We start from the raw sequence: 14,356 nt of genomic DNA, 5'->3' as shown, positions 1-14,356 counted from the left end.
GACGCTCTCGTTTATGCCGATACCGTCGCGCGGTCGAACCACATTTGCGAGATCGCGTTGAAACGCACGCCGCTCACGGTGGCGCGCGTGACGATCAACTGGTCGTAGAAATACGGAATGATGACAGGCGTTTCATCGAGCAACAGACGCTGGATTTGCCCGGACACTTTCTTCTGCGACGCGACATCGAGCGCCGCGACGAACTGGGCGACGAGCTTGTCGTAATCGGCGTTCTTGAAGTGCGCCGCATTCCACGTTCCGCCGCTCGTGAGCGGCGCGTTGAGGAACACGTTCGGCACGCCGCGATGCCCGTAATCGGTGATGCCGAGCGGCGAATCGAGCCAGTCCGACTTGCCGAACGTGCCCGAGCCGTAATACAGGTCCTGGCTCTCGACCTTCAGCGTGATGCGAATGCCGATCGCCTTCGCCGCGTTCTGCACGACGACCGCGAGATCGGGGATCTCCATGTACTTCTCGGTCGTGAGCGTGATGTCGAAGCCGTTCCCGACGCCGGCTTCGCTCATCAGCTTCTTCGCTTGCGCGATATCGAGCTTGCGCTGCGGCACGGTGAGATCGCTCGACGGGAAGACGGGCGCAAACGGACTGTCGTTGCCGACGACCGCACGTCCGCGAAACAGCCCCTTCACGATGACTTCGCGATTGATCGCCAGCGCGAGCGCCTGACGCACGCGCTTGTCCTTGAACGCGCCGGTGTCGCATCGCATATGAATCTGCCGATGCGAACTCGACTTCGCGCCGAGCACCTTGTATTGCGGGTTCGTCAGCAGCGAGACGCCGCCTTGCACGGTGAAGTCGCCCATCACGTCGGCCTGGCGGCCCTGCATCGCGAGAAGCTGCGCCTGATGGTCCGCGTAGAACGAGAAATTGACGCGATCGGGCAGTGCCTTGTCGCCCCAGTAGTCGGGATTGCGCACGAAGGACGCGCCGACCTTCGGCGTGTACTTCTCCAGCTTGAACGCGCCCGTGCCGATGAACGACTTCTCGTACGATCCGCTGAAGTTCGCCGGAAGGATCACCGCGTTGTAGTTGTCCGACGAAACGTAGTACGGAAAATTGCCGTTCGGCGCATCGAGATGGAACTCGACGGTGTGATCGTCGATGGCTTTCGCCGAGTTCTTCGACAACACGCCCTTCAGCACCGACAGCGCCGCCGACCCCGCGCCGGGATCGGCCAGGCGGTTAAAGGTCGCGGCGACATCCTTCGCGGTCATCGGCTGGCCGTCGTGGAACTTCACGTTGGGGCGCAGCTTGAAAGTCCAGACATCGCCCGTCGCGTTCGACGACCATGACAGCGCGAGCGCCGGACGCAGCGTGAGCGTCTCGCTGTCGTCGTCGATCAGGAATTCGCCCGTCTGATTGATGAGCACGAGACCGGCTGCATCCGTGACGGTCAGCGGATCGACCGCGCCGGCCGGCGTCATGTGCGCGACGCGGATCGTGCCGCCGGGCTTGCCCGCGCCCTGCGCGCGCGCCATCGGCATGCCGAACAGCCCGCCCGCCGTCAGCGCGATGCCGAGAACGCTCGCATGCCGCAGCAGTTCGCGCCGCGTGAGGCGGCCGGCCCTGAATTCGTCGATCGCATGATTGCCGAGTTCGCCGGCTTGCGCGCGTGCGAGTTCGATGTGATGCGCGTCGGTCGAGTTTTTCTTCATCCGTGTCGTTCCGTGTGATTGTTGTCCGGCGTTTTCGTCAGGCAAGGACCCGCGTCGCGCGTCAGGGCGCGGGAGCAAGGAACGCGCCGCATGCGTTTTCAGGCGCGATGCGGCTTTAGTGGGCGTGCGGATCTTTGTGAATAGGATCGACCCAATAGACTTCTTCGGGCTGCTCGACAGCGTCGATGTTCAGATTGACGACGACCGCTTCGTTGTCGCTGCGCACGAGCACGCACTGCAGCGGCTCATCGGTGCTCGCGTTGATTTCCTGATGCGGCACGTAAGGCGGCACGAAGATGAAATCGCCGGGTCCGGCCTCGGCGGTGAACTCGAGGTGCTCGCCCCAGCGCATGCGCGCCTGTCCGTGGACGATGTAGATCACGCTTTCCAGCGCGCCGTGATGGTGCGCGCCGGTCTTCGCGTTCGGATGGATCGTGACCGTTCCCGCCCAGATTTTCTGCGCGCCGACGCGCGCAGCATTGATGGCCGCCGCGCGGTGCATGCCCGGCGTCTGCGCGGTGTTGGTGTCGAGCTGATCGCCCTTGATGACCTTGACGCCGTTTTCGCGCCAATCGATGTGATGTGCGTCGCTCATGGTCTTTGCGTCCGTGGACAAAAAAAGTCCGTTGCCGCCACCAACACGAGCGAGCAACGGACTTCCGATATTACACGCGAATGTCACAACGGCGAGCCGCGATCATTTCCCTTTGGAATTGATGATCGCTTCCGACACGTTGTTCGGCGTCTCCGCGTAATGCTTGAACTCCATCGTGTAGGTCGCGCGGCCTTGCGTCAGCGAGCGAAGGGACGTGGAGTAACCGAACATCTCGGCGAGCGGCACCTCGGCGCGCACGAGCTTTCCGCCGCCGCCCGCGATGTCCTCCATGCCCTGCACGATGCCGCGCCGGCTCGACAGATCGCCCATCACGTTGCCCATGAATTCCTCGGGCGTTTCCACTTCGACAGCCATCGTCGGTTCGAGCAGCACGGGCTTCGCGCGGCGCATCGCTTCCTTGAAGGCGATCGAACCGGCCATGCGGAACGCGTTTTCGTTCGAATCGACATCGTGATAGGAGCCGAAGGTCAGCGTCACTTTGGTATCGACGACCGGATAGCCCGCCAGCACGCCCGCCTTCAGCGTTTCCTGGATGCCCTTGTCGACCGCCGGGATGAACTCGCGCGGAATCACGCCGCCCTTGATGGCGTCGACGAATTCGTAGCCCTTGCCCGGATCCGGCTCGAGCGTGATGACCGCGTGCCCGTACTGGCCGCGCCCGCCCGACTGCTTGACGAACTTGCCTTCGACATCCGTCACCTTGTTGCGCACCGTCTCGCGATACGCGACCTGCGGCTTGCCGACGGTCGCTTCGACGCCGAACTCGCGCTTCATCCGGTCGACGAGAATTTCGAGGTGCAGCTCGCCCATGCCGGAGATGATCGTCTGGCCGGATTCCTCGTCGGTCGCCACGCGGAACGACGGATCTTCCTGCGCGAGACGGTTCAGCGCGATGCCCATCTTTTCCTGATCGGCCTTCGTCTTCGGCTCGACGGCCTGCGAAATCACCGGCTCCGGGAAGATCATGCGTTCGAGAATGATGATCTTGTCGGGATCGCAGAGGGTGTCGCCGGTCGTGGCTTCCTTGAGGCCGACCGCCGCCGCGATGTCGCCCGCGCGCACTTCCTTGATTTCCTTGCGCTCGTTCGCGTGCATCTGCAGGATGCGCCCGAGGCGTTCCTTCTTCGACTTCACCGGGTTGTAGACGGTATCGCCAGAATTCACGACCCCCGAATACACGCGGAAGAAGATGAGCTGGCCGACGAACGGGTCGGTCATGATCTTGAACGCGAGCGCTGAGAACGGCTCGTCATCGCTCGGATGACGCTCGGCTTGCTGATCGTCCTCGGTGTGGCCGAGAATCGCGGGCACGTCGACGGGTGAGGGCAGATAGTCGATCACCGCGTCGAGCATCGCCTGCACGCCCTTGTTCTTGAACGCGCTGCCGCACAGCATCGGCACGATTTCGTTGGCGATCGTGCGCTTGCGCAAGGCGCCCTTGATCTCTTCCTCGGTCAGGCTTTCGTGGTCGGTCAGATACTTCTCGAGCAGTTCCTCGCTCGATTCGGCCGCGGCCTCGACCATCTTTTCGCGCCACTCGTGAGCGATTTCCTTGAGATTGTCGGGAATCTCCTCGTAGGCGAACTTGATCCCCTGGCTTTCATCGTCCCAGAGGATGGCCTTCATCTTGACCAGGTCGACGACGCCCTGAAAATGCTCTTCCGCGCCGATCGGAATCTGGATCGGCACGGCGACGCCCTTCAGACGCTCGCCGATCTGCCGCTGCACGCGGAAGAAATCCGCGCCGACGCGGTCCATCTTGTTGACGAACGCAATGCGCGGCACCTTGTACTTGTTCGCCTGACGCCACACGGTTTCGGACTGCGGCTGCACGCCGCCGACCGAGTCGTAGACCATGCAGGCGCCGTCGAGCACGCGCATGGAGCGCTCGACTTCGATGGTGAAGTCGACGTGTCCCGGCGTATCGATGATGTTGATCCGATGCTCGGGGTAATTGCCGGCCATGCCTTTCCAGAAGGCGGTCGTGGCGGCCGACGTGATCGTGATGCCGCGCTCCTGCTCCTGCTCCATCCAGTCCATCGTGGCCGCGCCGTCGTGAACCTCGCCGATCTTGTGGGTCACGCCGGTGTAGAAAAGGATGCGCTCGGTCGTCGTCGTTTTGCCGGCATCGATGTGAGCGCTAATTCCTATGTTCCGATAGCGCTCGATGGGGGTCTTGCGGGGCACGTGAACCTCCTGTGGAAGATGTCATGGCGGCGCGGCGCAGGTCGTGCGCCGCGCCACGCGGCGGCCGCCGAACAGTGGGGGCAGCATCGCGCTAACCTTTTTAGGATAGCGCGTCGACAATCTCTTTGCAGGAATCTTGCCAGCTCGACGCAAAGGGCGGCCCACTTCGGGCGGCGGGGCGTGCAGGCGAAAAAAAAGCGCGTCGGGAAACGCGCTTTGGGACATTGGCCGACCGTTCAGGCCAGGCTCACTGAGCGCCCGGCAATCCCTTGATCTTCACGCCCGGCTTGATGCCCTTGGCCGCGAACCAGCCCTTCGGCATTTCGAGCGCATAGACGCCGTTATTGCGCGGGCAATGATTGTTCTCGGTCTCTGCCTGCATCTCGTCGATGTCGGTGATCGTGCCGTCCGCGCGGATAAACGCGATCGACAGCGGAATCAGCGTGTTCTTCATCCAGAAGCAGTGCACGGCGTTCTCGTTGAACACGAAGAGCATGCCTTCGTTCGCGCCGAGCTTCGTGCGGTACATGAGTCCTTGCTCGCGGTCGGCGTCGTTCGCGGCGACTGCGGCGTCGATCACGTACATCCCGGCGGTGAGTTTCGCGCGAGGAAAGTCGGACGGCTGTTTCGCGCCGGGCGGCAGGGTCTGCGCTTCGGCCAGCGTGATCGATGCGAGCGGCAGCAGCATCGCAATGAGAAAGGCGCGCGTTGCGTTGATAATCGTCAAGCGCCGCGCAGCCTTGGCCGATGTGAATGAAAAGCGCAAGGCACGCAGCAAAAGCAATAGCGAATTCACACGATGCTCCTTTGAAATCAGTCGTCGCGCCGGATAACCAGCAGGCCCGCGCATGTTACTTGAAGCGAGGACGAGGATACAAAACGAACGCAAAACAAAAGGGCAGATGCCTTTCGGCGATCTGCCCTTTAACGCCGCAAGCGGCGGTAATGCTCGTTGTTGACTTCGCTTTACCGCCTCTTACAACAAACTTACTGTGCTGCGGAAGCAGCTTCCGGCGCCGAAGCGGCAGCCTTGTGCGACTTCTTGTGCGAAGCCTTGTGTGCGTGCTTCTTCGTCGACTTGTGTGCCTTTGCCGGAGCAGCAGTCGAAGCAGCTGCCGGAGCAGCAGCTTCCGGAGCCGAAGCTTGTGCGAATGCAGCCGTTGCGAACAGGCCAGCGACGAGAGCAGCGATCAGTTTGTTCATTTGTGAATCCTCAGCTTGAGTTTGATTAACCAAACGACCCGGTCATTGAGTCATGTCGGTAAACGAGCCATCCACCTTTCGGTTGACAGTCGTATCGACAAAAGAAACTCGATACGGCTGTGAACGCCTTTTCTTTCAAATAGCCTGGAGCACACAGGTAATCGAAAGCTTGATTCGTTCATGCCGGATAGCTTTGCACGGCATCTGTGGCGCTTAACGCGTGGTGCAAAAGGTCGGTTGACGTCTTTTTCACGAGAATCGCGCGGAGAATGAAAAAAAAGTTCGCACTGCAAGCGGCTTGTCATTGTTCGATGTCATCGCCGTGAAAAAAACGCCGATAAAAATCGGCGTTCGCGAACGTCATTCAACCGGTACGCTGCCACGGCGATCGTGCCGGCACTTCGACGGTTTCGCCGGGCGCAAGTCCGAGTGTGAAGACATCGAGGGCGCCGATCGCCACGCGCACGAGCCGCAGCGTCGGAAAGCCGACCGCGGCCGTCATGCGCCTGACCTGCCGGTTCTTGCCTTCGGTGATCGCAAGCTCGATCCATGTCGTCGGGATGGCGGCGCGATACCGGATCGGCGGATTGCGCGGCCATAGCGCTTCGATGCGCGCGTCGGCGACGAATGCGGTGCGGCACGGCCGCGTCACGTAATCGCCGAGATCGACGCCTTTCGCGAGATGCGCGAGGGCGTCGTCGCCGGGTGCGCCTTCGACTTGGGCCCAATAGCGCTTCACGAGCTTATGACGCGGCTCCGCAATACGCGCCTGCAAAGCGCCGTCGTCGGTGAGAAGGAGCAGCCCTTCGCTGTCGGCGTCGAGGCGGCCCGCGGGGTAGACGCCCGGCGTCTTCACCCAGTCGCCGAGCGACGGCCGCGTCTCGTGCGCCGAGAACTGGCAGATCGTGCCGAAGGGTTTGTTGAGAGCGATGAGCGGCATCGGAGGGCAGGGCAGGCGCGAGGACGGTCGGAGCGGCATCTTAATGCATAATGATCCGCGAACCGCCTTCGCTTCGGTAGCGCGTGATTGCCGGCATGTGCGGCATAGAATGATGTTCTGGCCATCCCTGCGGACGGCGCCCGGCCGTTTCGCTGTATCCCGCCAGCTTTCCATTAGAGCCCGACCTTCTCTGGAGTCGACCATGCCGTATCAGCACATCAACGTGCCGGCGGACGGTGAAAAGATCACCGTCAACGCGGATTTCTCGCTCAACGTGCCGGATCAGCCGATCATCCCTTATATCGAGGGCGATGGCACGGGCGTCGACATCACGCCCGTCATGATCAAGGTGGTCGATGCGGCAGTCGAGAAAGCCTATGGCGGCAAGCGCAAAATCCGCTGGATGGAGATCTACGCGGGCGAGAAGGCGACGCGCGTCTACGGGCCGGACGTCTGGCTGCCCGACGAGACGCTCGATGTCGTGAAGGAATACATCGTGTCGATCAAGGGACCGCTGACCACGCCGGTCGGCGGCGGCATCCGGTCGCTGAATGTCGCCCTTCGTCAGCAACTTGATCTATATGTCTGCCTGCGCCCGGTGCGGTACTTCAAGGGCGTGCCTTCGCCGCTGCGCGAGCCGGACAAGGTGAACATGGTGATCTTCCGCGAGAACTCGGAAGACATCTACGCGGGAATCGAGTGGCCGGCGGAGTCCGCCGAGGCGAAGAAGGTCATCGCCTTCCTGCGCGACGAAATGGGCGTGACGAAGATTCGCTTTCCGGAGTCGTCGGGGATTGGCATCAAGCCGGTGTCGCGCGAGGGTACTGAGCGGCTCGTGCGCAAGGCAATCCAGTACGCGCTCGACAACAACCGGCGCTCGGTGACGCTCGTGCACAAGGGCAACATCATGAAGTACACCGAAGGCGCGTTCCGCGACTACGGCTACGCGCTCGCTCAGAAGGAGTTCGGCGCGGAACTGATCGACGGCGGCCCGTGGATGAAGGTGAAACATCCGAAGACGGGCGCGGAAGTGGTGGTGAAGGACGTCATCGCCGATGCGTTCCTGCAGCAAATCCTGCTGCGTCCCGCCGAATACGACGTCATCGCCACGCTCAACCTGAACGGCGACTACATCTCGGATGCGCTCGCGGCGCAAGTGGGCGGCATCGGCATTGCGCCGGGCGCGAACATGTCGGATTCCGTCGCGATGTTCGAAGCGACGCACGGCACCGCGCCGAAGTATGCCGGCAAGGATTACGTGAACCCCGGTTCCGAAATTCTCTCCGCCGAAATGATGCTGCGCCATATGGGCTGGACCGAGGCGGCGGATCGCATCATTGCGTCGATGGAGCGGTCTATTCTGTCGAAACGCGTGACTTACGACTTTGCGCGGCTGATGGAAGGCGCGACGCAAGTGTCGTGTTCGGCGTTCGGCGAGGTGATGATCGAGAATATGTAAGCGGCACGGCTCGATTCCCGAATAACCCCGAACGGTTTAGGCCTTTCGGGGTTTTTTGTCGGCCGCATTCTCCGAGTGCCGGGATCTGGCAACGGATGAAAAAAACCCGGCACGGAGGCCGGGTTTCACGAGGCAAATGCATCCGAACGGTCAGGCAGCGTCCTGAATATTCGATGCCTGTTTGCCCTTCGGTCCCTGGACGATCTCGAAAGAAACCTTCTGGCCTTCCTTGAGCGTCTTGAAACCGTTCATTTGAATCGCCGAGAAATGTGCGAACAGATCCTCGCCGCCTTCATCGGGCGTGATGAATCCGTAGCCTTTCGCGTCGTTGAACCACTTGACCGTACCAGTAGACATTCGTACTTCCCCTCTAACTCTCGTCGCAACCCGAGCACGTTTGAAAAGCTCGACGGCCCACCCCACAAGCCAACCGCCCCTCCTCACTAGCTCACCTCGGCCTTTTTTGCCCGGAGGCCCCCGGAAAAAAGTGCCAGTTTGATTGTTGAATCTCTTAAATCGAGTGTCAAGATTTTTTTGGGATAGAGCTTATGCTCGTTGCAGAGAACGCATTCGTAGGGTAATTCCTGCTCCGCGTGTGCGCCTCCGTCCAAGCAAGCCATCTTGAAAAGTCGCATAATCGACTCACTTGTGTGATACGCCCGGCGGCCCGCCACGGTGTCTTCGATTGTTTTTTTTGAAGCTGTGCGATACTGGTTTCAACGAGATGCAAGCGGGCCGCGCCGAGATTCCTGGGCGCCGGCGGGATTCGATGGACGGTAGCTGCGCAAGGCGCGTTTCAGTAACCCTTTCCGGTTTTTGGCCGGTGCTGGAGCGGCAATTGCGAGAGCGCCCGTGTTGTTTAGAATGGGTGTATGGCGATTAATCCCAACAAGCAGGATGGCACGGTACTCGAGCGGCAGGAGCAGAAGCTCAAGAAGCCGGCGATGTACAAAGTGGTGCTGCTGAATGACGACTTCACGCCGATGGAATTCGTCGTGATGATCGTGCAGGAATACTTTAATAAAGATCGTGAGACTGCGACGCAGATCATGCTGAAGGTTCATCGCGAGGGCAGGGGAGTTTGTGGGGTCTACACGCGGGACATTGCGTCGACCAAAGTTGAGCAAGTCGTTAGCCATGCACGGCAGGCGGGGCATCCGCTGCAGTGCGTGATGGAGGAAGCATGATTGCCCAGGAACTGGAAGTCAGTCTGCACATGGCGTTTATGGAAGCACGTCAGGCGCGGCACGAGTTCATTACGGTCGAGCATCTTTTACTGGCCTTGTTGGACAATCCGACCGCCGCTGAGGTGTTGCGCGCCTGCGCAGCAAACATCGAAGATTTGCGTCAGAACCTGCGCAATTTCATTCACGACAACACGCCGACCGTGCCCGGCACGGACGACGTCGATACTCAGCCGACGCTTGGTTTCCAGCGCGTGATTCAGCGCGCGATCATGCATGTGCAATCGACCTCGAACGGCAAGAAGGAAGTGACCGGCGCGAACGTGCTCGTCGCGATCTTCGGCGAGAAGGACTCGCACGCGGTCTACTACCTGCAGCAGCAGGGCGTGACGCGTCTCGATGTCGTGAATTTCATTTCGCACGGCATCGCGAAGACGAACAGCGGCGACGCCGCGAAGGCGAGCAGCGAAGCGAATCCGGAATCGGAAGACGCCGCCGCTCAGAAGGAAACGCCGCTCGCGCAGTTCACGCAGAACCTGAATCAGCAGGCGAAGGACGGCAAGATCGATCCGTTGATCGGCCGCGAGCTGGAAGTCGAGCGCGTCGTGCAGGTGCTCTGCCGCCGCCGCAAGAACAATCCGCTGCTCGTGGGTGAAGCGGGCGTCGGCAAGACGGCGATCGCCGAAGGCCTCGCCTGGCGCATCACGCGCGGCGAAGTGCCGGACATCCTCGCGGATGCGCAGGTCTACTCGCTCGACATGGGCGCGTTGCTCGCGGGCACGAAGTATCGCGGCGATTTTGAGCAGCGCCTGAAGACGGTGCTGAAGGAACTGAAGGAGCGTCCGCACGCCATTCTGTTCATCGACGAGATTCACACGCTGATTGGCGCGGGTGCGGCATCGGGCGGCACGCTCGACGCCTCGAACCTGCTGAAGCCGGCGCTGTCGTCGGGTCAGTTGAAGTGCATCGGCGCGACCACGTTCACCGAATATCGCGGCATCTTCGAGAAAGACGCGGCCTTGTCGCGGCGTTTCCAGAAGGTGGACGTCACCGAGCCGTCGGTCGAGCAGACCGTCGCTATCCTGCGCGGTCTCAAGTCGCGCTTCGAAGAGCATCACGGCGTGAAGTACTCGTCGGGTGCGCTGTCGGCGGCGGCTGAGTTGTCGGCGCGCTTCATCACGGATCGTCATTTGCCGGACAAAGCGATCGACGTGATCGACGAAGCGGGCGCGGCCCAGCGCATTCTGCCGAAGTCGAAGCAGAAGAAGACCATCGGCAAGAGCGAGATCGAAGAGATCATCTCGAAGATCGCGCGCGTGCCGCCGCAGAGCGTGTCGCAGGACGACCGCAGCAAGCTGCAGACGCTCGATCGCGATCTGAAGGCTGTCGTGTTCGGCCAGGACCCGGCAATCGATGCGCTGTCGGCATCGATCAAGATGGCGCGTGCGGGTCTCGGCAAGCTGGACAAGCCGATCGGCGCGTTCCTCTTCTCGGGGCCGACCGGCGTCGGCAAGACGGAAGTCGCGAAGCAGTTGGCGTTCACGCTTGGCATCGAGTTGCTGCGCTTCGACATGTCCGAGTACATGGAGCGTCATGCGGTGAGCCGGCTGATCGGCGCGCCGCCGGGCTATGTCGGATTCGATCAGGGCGGGTTGCTGACCGAGGCCGTCACGAAGAAGCCGCATTGCGTGCTGCTGCTGGACGAAATCGAGAAGGCGCATCCGGACATCTACAACGTGCTGCTGCAGGTGATGGACCACGGCACGCTGACGGACAACAACGGACGCAAGGCGGATTTCCGCAACGTCATCATCATCATGACGACGAATGCGGGCGCCGAGACCATGGGCAAGTCGGTGATCGGCTTCACGTCGCGCCGCGAGTCGGGCGATGAAATGGCCGACATCAAGCGCATGTTCACGCCGGAGTTCCGCAACCGTCTGGACTCGATCATCAGCTTCCGTTCGCTGGACGAGGAAATCATCCTGCGCGTGGTCGACAAGTTCCTCATGCAACTGGAAGATCAGTTGCACGAGAAGAAGGTCGATGCGGTCTTCACCGATGCGTTGCGCAAGCATCTGGCGAAGCACGGTTTCGATCCGCTGATGGGCGCGCGTCCGATGCAGCGTCTCATCCAGGACACGATTCGCCGCGCACTCGCCGACGAACTGCTGTTCGGCAAGCTGCTCAACGGCGGCCGCGTGACCGTGGATGTCGATGCGGAAGACAAGGTGCAGCTCACGTTCGACGAGAACTCGGCGCCGCCGCGTAATCCGAATCCTGAAGCGATCGAAGTGGATTGATTGCGGCAGACAGAAGCAAAAACGGCGCGGTTTCCACCGCGCCGTTTTTTTTCGCGTTGAGCAAGGTAAAGCTCAGTGCTTGCCCGTGCTCCCGAATCCGCCCGCGCCGCGTTCGCTCACTTCGAAGTCGTCGACGATATTGAACTCGGCCTGCACCACCGGGACGATCACGAGTTGCGCGAGCCGCTCCATCGGGTTCAGCGTGAACGCGGTATCGCCGCGATTCCACGTCGAGACCATCAACTGGCCCTGGTAATCCGAATCGATCAAACCGACGAGATTGCCCAGCACGATGCCGTGCTTGTGACCGAGGCCCGAGCGCGGAAGAATGAGCGCGGCATAGCCGGGATCGGCGAGATGGATGGCAAGACCGGTCGGCACTAGCACCGTCTGATGCGGTTCGATCATGAGCGGCGCGTCGAGACACGCGCGAAGGTCGAGGCCCGCGCTGCCGGGTGTCGCGTAGGCGGGCATGAAGTCGCGCATGCGCGCGTCGAGAATTTTGACGTCGAGTTTCATGGTCAGGCTGAACGGCCGAGCGCGAACGCGTCGGCCAGAAGTTGATAGGACCGCGTGCGCGCGGCGTAGCTGCCGGCGACCGTCAGGACGATAAGCTCGTCGGCGTTGAATTGTTCCTGCAGCGCATGCAGCTTGTCGGTCACACGCTCAGGCGTGCCGATGATGCTGCGTGCTTTTTCCTGCGCGATCACGGCGAGTTCGCGCTCGCCGTAGACCTGCGAGATGCCTTGCGCGGTCGACGGTATCGGCTGATTCAGGCCGTAAGCCATTTGCACGCGGCGCAGATCGACCGCGCGTTCGAGCGCTTCGGCTTCCTTGTCCGTATCAGCGCAAATGACGAAGACAGCCGCCGCGAGATACGGCATCTGCTCATGCCCGGCGGTGAAACGCTCGCGATACGCCTCCGCCACCCGATGCCCATACTGCGCGTTGATGAAATGCGCGAACGCGTAGCGTATGCCGAGCTGCGCGGCCAGCAGGCCGCCGAAGTCGCTCGAGCCGAGCATCCAGAGTTCGGGGCGCGTGTCGATCTGCGGTTGCAGCAGCACGCCTTTGGCGAGGGAATCCTCGGGGATGTTGCCGCTGAAAAGCGCAATCAGTTCCGCGACCTGCTGCGGAAAGATGTCGCCGCGATTGTAGGAGCCCGAAGCGACCGCCTGCGCGGTCCGCATGTCGCCGCCCGGCGCCCGGCCGACGCCGAGATCGACGCGATTCGGGAACAGCGCTTCGAGCATCAGAAACTGCTCGGCCACCTTGAACGGACTGTAGTACGGCAGCATGACGCCGCCCGAGCCGATGCGGACGCGCTTCGTCAGACTGCCGATGCGCGCGAGCATCACTTCCGGGCACGGGTTCGAGACGCCGTAGAGGCCGTGATGCTCCGCGCACCAGTAGCGCGTGTAGCCGAGATCATCGGCGAGCTGCGCGAGATCGAGCGTGGCCGCGATCGCATCCGCAGCCGTGTGGCCGTGGATGACCGGCGTTTGATCGAGGACCGATAGCTTCGTCATGGCTCAGGAGAAGAGCGTGCCGGCGCGCGGCGCACGTTTGGCGATTTCCCCGATCAGCGTGCGCGCGAGAAGCTGCTTGTCGGCGCGCGGCAGCGGCGTGGCGCCCGATGCTTCGAACAGCACGACTTCGTTATCGTCGCGGCCGAAGGTGAGCGGGCCGAGATTGCCGATCAAAAGCGGCACGTTCTTGCGCTTGCGCTTCTCTTCGCCATGAACGTCGAGATCGGCGCTTTCCGCTGCGAAGCCCACGCAAAAGGGCGGGTTCGGCAGCTTGGCGACGGACGCGAGAATGTCCGGATTTTCGACGAAGTCGAACGACGGCAACGGCTGCCCCGGCGCCTTCTTGATCTTGTGCGCGCTCGCGTGATCGACGCGCCAGTCCGCGACGGCCGCCACCGCGATGAAAATGTCCGCGTCGGCCGTGGCTTCCATGACGGCGTCGTACATCTGCTGCGCGGTCTGCACGTCCTCGCGATACACGCCCCACGGCGTGGCCAGCGACACCGGGCCTGCGACGAGATGCACGTCCGCGCCCGCCTGCGCCGCTGCCCGCGCCAGCGCGAAGCCCATTTTCCCCGACGAGCGATTCGTGATGCCGCGCACCGGATCGAGCGGCTCGAAGGTCGGTCCGGCGGTGATCAGCACGCGCTGGCCGCGCAGAATCTTCGGCTGGAAGAACGCGCAGATGGCTTCGAACGTCGCCGATGGCTCCAGCATGCGTCCGTCGCCCACTTCGCCGCACGCTTGCGAGCCGGAATCCGGGCCGAGCACTTCGATGCCGTCATCGCGCACTTGCGCGACGTTGCGCTGCGTGGCCGGGTTCTGCCACATCTGGCGATTCATCGCGGGGACGACGAGCAGCGGACAGTCACGCGCGACGCACAGCGTGGAAAGCAGGTCGTCGCACATGCCGTGCGCGAGCTTCGCGATGAAGTCGGTGGAAGCGGGCGCGACGACGATCGCATCGGCCTCGCGCGACAGGTCGATGTGCGCCATGTTGTTCGGCATGCGCGCATCCCATTGCGACACGTACACCGGACGGCCCGAGAGCGCCTGCATCGTGACGGGCGTGATGAACTGCGTCGCCGCTTCGGTCATCACGATCTGCACCGTCGCGCCAGCCTTGACGAGCAGCCGCGTGAGTTCGGCGATCTTGTAGCACGCGATGCCGCCCGTCAGCCCCAATACGAGATGTTTGCCTGCGAGTTCCAACTTGCCTCCGTCGCAAAGAGGCGCGGCTTGCGGATGAAGCCGCGCCGGAA

General features: G+C 62.1%; 13 protein-coding genes. 3 read left to right on the top strand and 10 right to left on the bottom strand.

The genetic code is table 11. The annotated features are described in order from the left end of the window. Positions 1 to 11: 11 nt before the first annotated feature. The 6 genes from BG57_RS22275 to BG57_RS22250 all read right to left on the bottom strand — a co-directional run bounded on the left by BG57_RS22275 (position 12) and on the right by BG57_RS22250 (position 6,619). Complete coding sequence (locus tag BG57_RS22275) at positions 12 to 1,673, bottom strand: ABC transporter substrate-binding protein (RefSeq protein ID WP_035968142.1); 1,662 nt, start codon at positions 1,671 to 1,673, stop codon at positions 12 to 14. Positions 1,674 to 1,788: 115 nt separating this feature from the next. Then, positions 1,789 to 2,268, bottom strand: a complete 480-nt coding sequence (locus BG57_RS22270) for a cupin domain-containing protein (protein WP_035968141.1) — start codon at positions 2,266 to 2,268, stop codon at positions 1,789 to 1,791. A gap of 102 nt (positions 2,269 to 2,370) precedes the next feature. Beyond that, on the bottom strand, positions 2,371 to 4,476 hold the full coding sequence (gene fusA / locus BG57_RS22265; protein ID WP_035968140.1) for an elongation factor G: 2,106 nt from the start codon (positions 4,474 to 4,476) through the stop codon (positions 2,371 to 2,373). A 247-nt stretch (positions 4,477 to 4,723) separates the two neighbouring features. Further along, a complete protein-coding gene (locus BG57_RS22260; RefSeq protein ID WP_052005942.1) occupies positions 4,724 to 5,164 on the bottom strand; it encodes a DUF192 domain-containing protein in 441 nt (146 codons plus the stop codon). A 299-nt stretch (positions 5,165 to 5,463) separates the two neighbouring features. Beyond that, positions 5,464 to 5,679 carry a hypothetical protein gene (locus BG57_RS22255; RefSeq protein ID WP_035968139.1) on the bottom strand — a complete coding sequence of 72 codons (216 nt, stop codon included), beginning with the start codon at positions 5,677 to 5,679 and terminating at the stop codon, positions 5,464 to 5,466. 364 nt (positions 5,680 to 6,043) lie between these two features. Then, positions 6,044 to 6,619, bottom strand: a complete 576-nt coding sequence (locus BG57_RS22250) for a pseudouridine synthase (RefSeq protein ID WP_035968137.1) — start codon at positions 6,617 to 6,619, stop codon at positions 6,044 to 6,046. 202 nt (positions 6,620 to 6,821) lie between these two features. On the opposite strand from BG57_RS22250, the gene icd reads away from it, so the two are divergent. After that, positions 6,822 to 8,078: an NADP-dependent isocitrate dehydrogenase gene (gene icd, locus BG57_RS22245; protein ID WP_035968135.1), complete on the top strand. Its 1,257-nt coding sequence runs from the start codon at positions 6,822 to 6,824 to the stop codon at positions 8,076 to 8,078. A 150-nt stretch (positions 8,079 to 8,228) separates the two neighbouring features. On the opposite strand, the gene cspD is transcribed toward icd, so the two are convergent. Next, the gene (gene cspD / locus BG57_RS22240) at positions 8,229 to 8,435 is read right to left on the bottom strand and encodes a cold shock domain-containing protein CspD (RefSeq protein WP_008351201.1); all 207 of its coding nucleotides are present in this window, start codon (positions 8,433 to 8,435) and stop codon (positions 8,229 to 8,231) included. A 515-nt stretch (positions 8,436 to 8,950) separates the two neighbouring features. Here cspD and clpS point away from each other — a divergent pair. Both clpS and clpA read left to right on the top strand, forming a co-directional pair. Next, positions 8,951 to 9,265 carry an ATP-dependent Clp protease adapter ClpS gene (clpS, locus tag BG57_RS22230; protein WP_008351199.1) on the top strand — a complete coding sequence of 105 codons (315 nt, stop codon included), beginning with the start codon at positions 8,951 to 8,953 and terminating at the stop codon, positions 9,263 to 9,265. Next, entirely contained in the window at positions 9,262 to 11,565 is a 2,304-nt protein-coding gene (gene clpA, locus BG57_RS22225; protein ID WP_035968130.1) for an ATP-dependent Clp protease ATP-binding subunit ClpA, read from the top strand. Before clpS ends, clpA begins: the two co-directional genes overlap by 4 nt. Before the next feature lie 72 nt (positions 11,566 to 11,637). Here the strand turns inward: clpA and dut are convergent, their stop codons facing one another. The 3 genes from dut to coaBC are packed head-to-tail and all read right to left on the bottom strand — an operon-like array spanning position 11,638 to position 14,306. Then, a complete protein-coding gene (gene dut / locus BG57_RS22220) occupies positions 11,638 to 12,084 on the bottom strand; it encodes a dUTP diphosphatase (RefSeq protein WP_035968127.1) in 447 nt (148 codons plus the stop codon). Positions 12,085 to 12,086: 2 nt separating this feature from the next. Next, positions 12,087 to 13,094, bottom strand: coding sequence for an LLM class flavin-dependent oxidoreductase (locus BG57_RS22215; RefSeq protein WP_035968122.1), 1,008 nt, complete (start codon positions 13,092 to 13,094; stop codon positions 12,087 to 12,089). Positions 13,095 to 13,097: 3 nt separating this feature from the next. After that, positions 13,098 to 14,306, bottom strand: a complete 1,209-nt coding sequence (coaBC, locus tag BG57_RS22210; protein WP_035968121.1) for a bifunctional phosphopantothenoylcysteine decarboxylase/phosphopantothenate--cysteine ligase CoaBC — start codon at positions 14,304 to 14,306, stop codon at positions 13,098 to 13,100. Between the last annotated feature and the right edge of the window lie 50 nt (positions 14,307 to 14,356).

The organism is Caballeronia grimmiae, assembly GCF_000698555.1.
Taxonomy (GTDB): domain Bacteria; phylum Pseudomonadota; class Gammaproteobacteria; order Burkholderiales; family Burkholderiaceae; genus Caballeronia; species Caballeronia grimmiae.
This window is presented reverse-complemented; position numbering and strand designations above follow the sequence as displayed.

Excerpts from the sequence above, each read along its gene's own strand:
- clpA (WP_035968130.1), top strand. The coding sequence starts at position 9,262 with ATGATTGCCCAGGAACTGGAAGTCAGTCTGCACATGGCGTTTATGGAA.
- clpS (WP_008351199.1), top strand. The coding sequence starts at position 8,951 with ATGGCGATTAATCCCAACAAGCAGGATGGCACGGTACTCGAGCGGCAG.
- cspD (WP_008351201.1), bottom strand. The coding sequence starts at position 8,435 with ATGTCTACTGGTACGGTCAAGTGGTTCAACGACGCGAAAGGCTACGGA.
- dut (WP_035968127.1), bottom strand. The coding sequence starts at position 12,084 with ATGAAACTCGACGTCAAAATTCTCGACGCGCGCATGCGCGACTTCATG.
- BG57_RS22255 (WP_035968139.1), bottom strand. The coding sequence starts at position 5,679 with ATGAACAAACTGATCGCTGCTCTCGTCGCTGGCCTGTTCGCAACGGCT.
- BG57_RS22215 (WP_035968122.1), bottom strand. The coding sequence starts at position 13,094 with ATGACGAAGCTATCGGTCCTCGATCAAACGCCGGTCATCCACGGCCAC.
- icd (WP_035968135.1), top strand. The coding sequence starts at position 6,822 with ATGCCGTATCAGCACATCAACGTGCCGGCGGACGGTGAAAAGATCACC.
- BG57_RS22270 (WP_035968141.1), bottom strand. The coding sequence starts at position 2,268 with ATGAGCGACGCACATCACATCGATTGGCGCGAAAACGGCGTCAAGGTC.
- BG57_RS22260 (WP_052005942.1), bottom strand. The coding sequence starts at position 5,164 with ATGCTGCTGCCGCTCGCATCGATCACGCTGGCCGAAGCGCAGACCCTG.
- BG57_RS22275 (WP_035968142.1), bottom strand. The coding sequence starts at position 1,673 with ATGAAGAAAAACTCGACCGACGCGCATCACATCGAACTCGCACGCGCG.
- BG57_RS22250 (WP_035968137.1), bottom strand. The coding sequence starts at position 6,619 with ATGCCGCTCATCGCTCTCAACAAACCCTTCGGCACGATCTGCCAGTTC.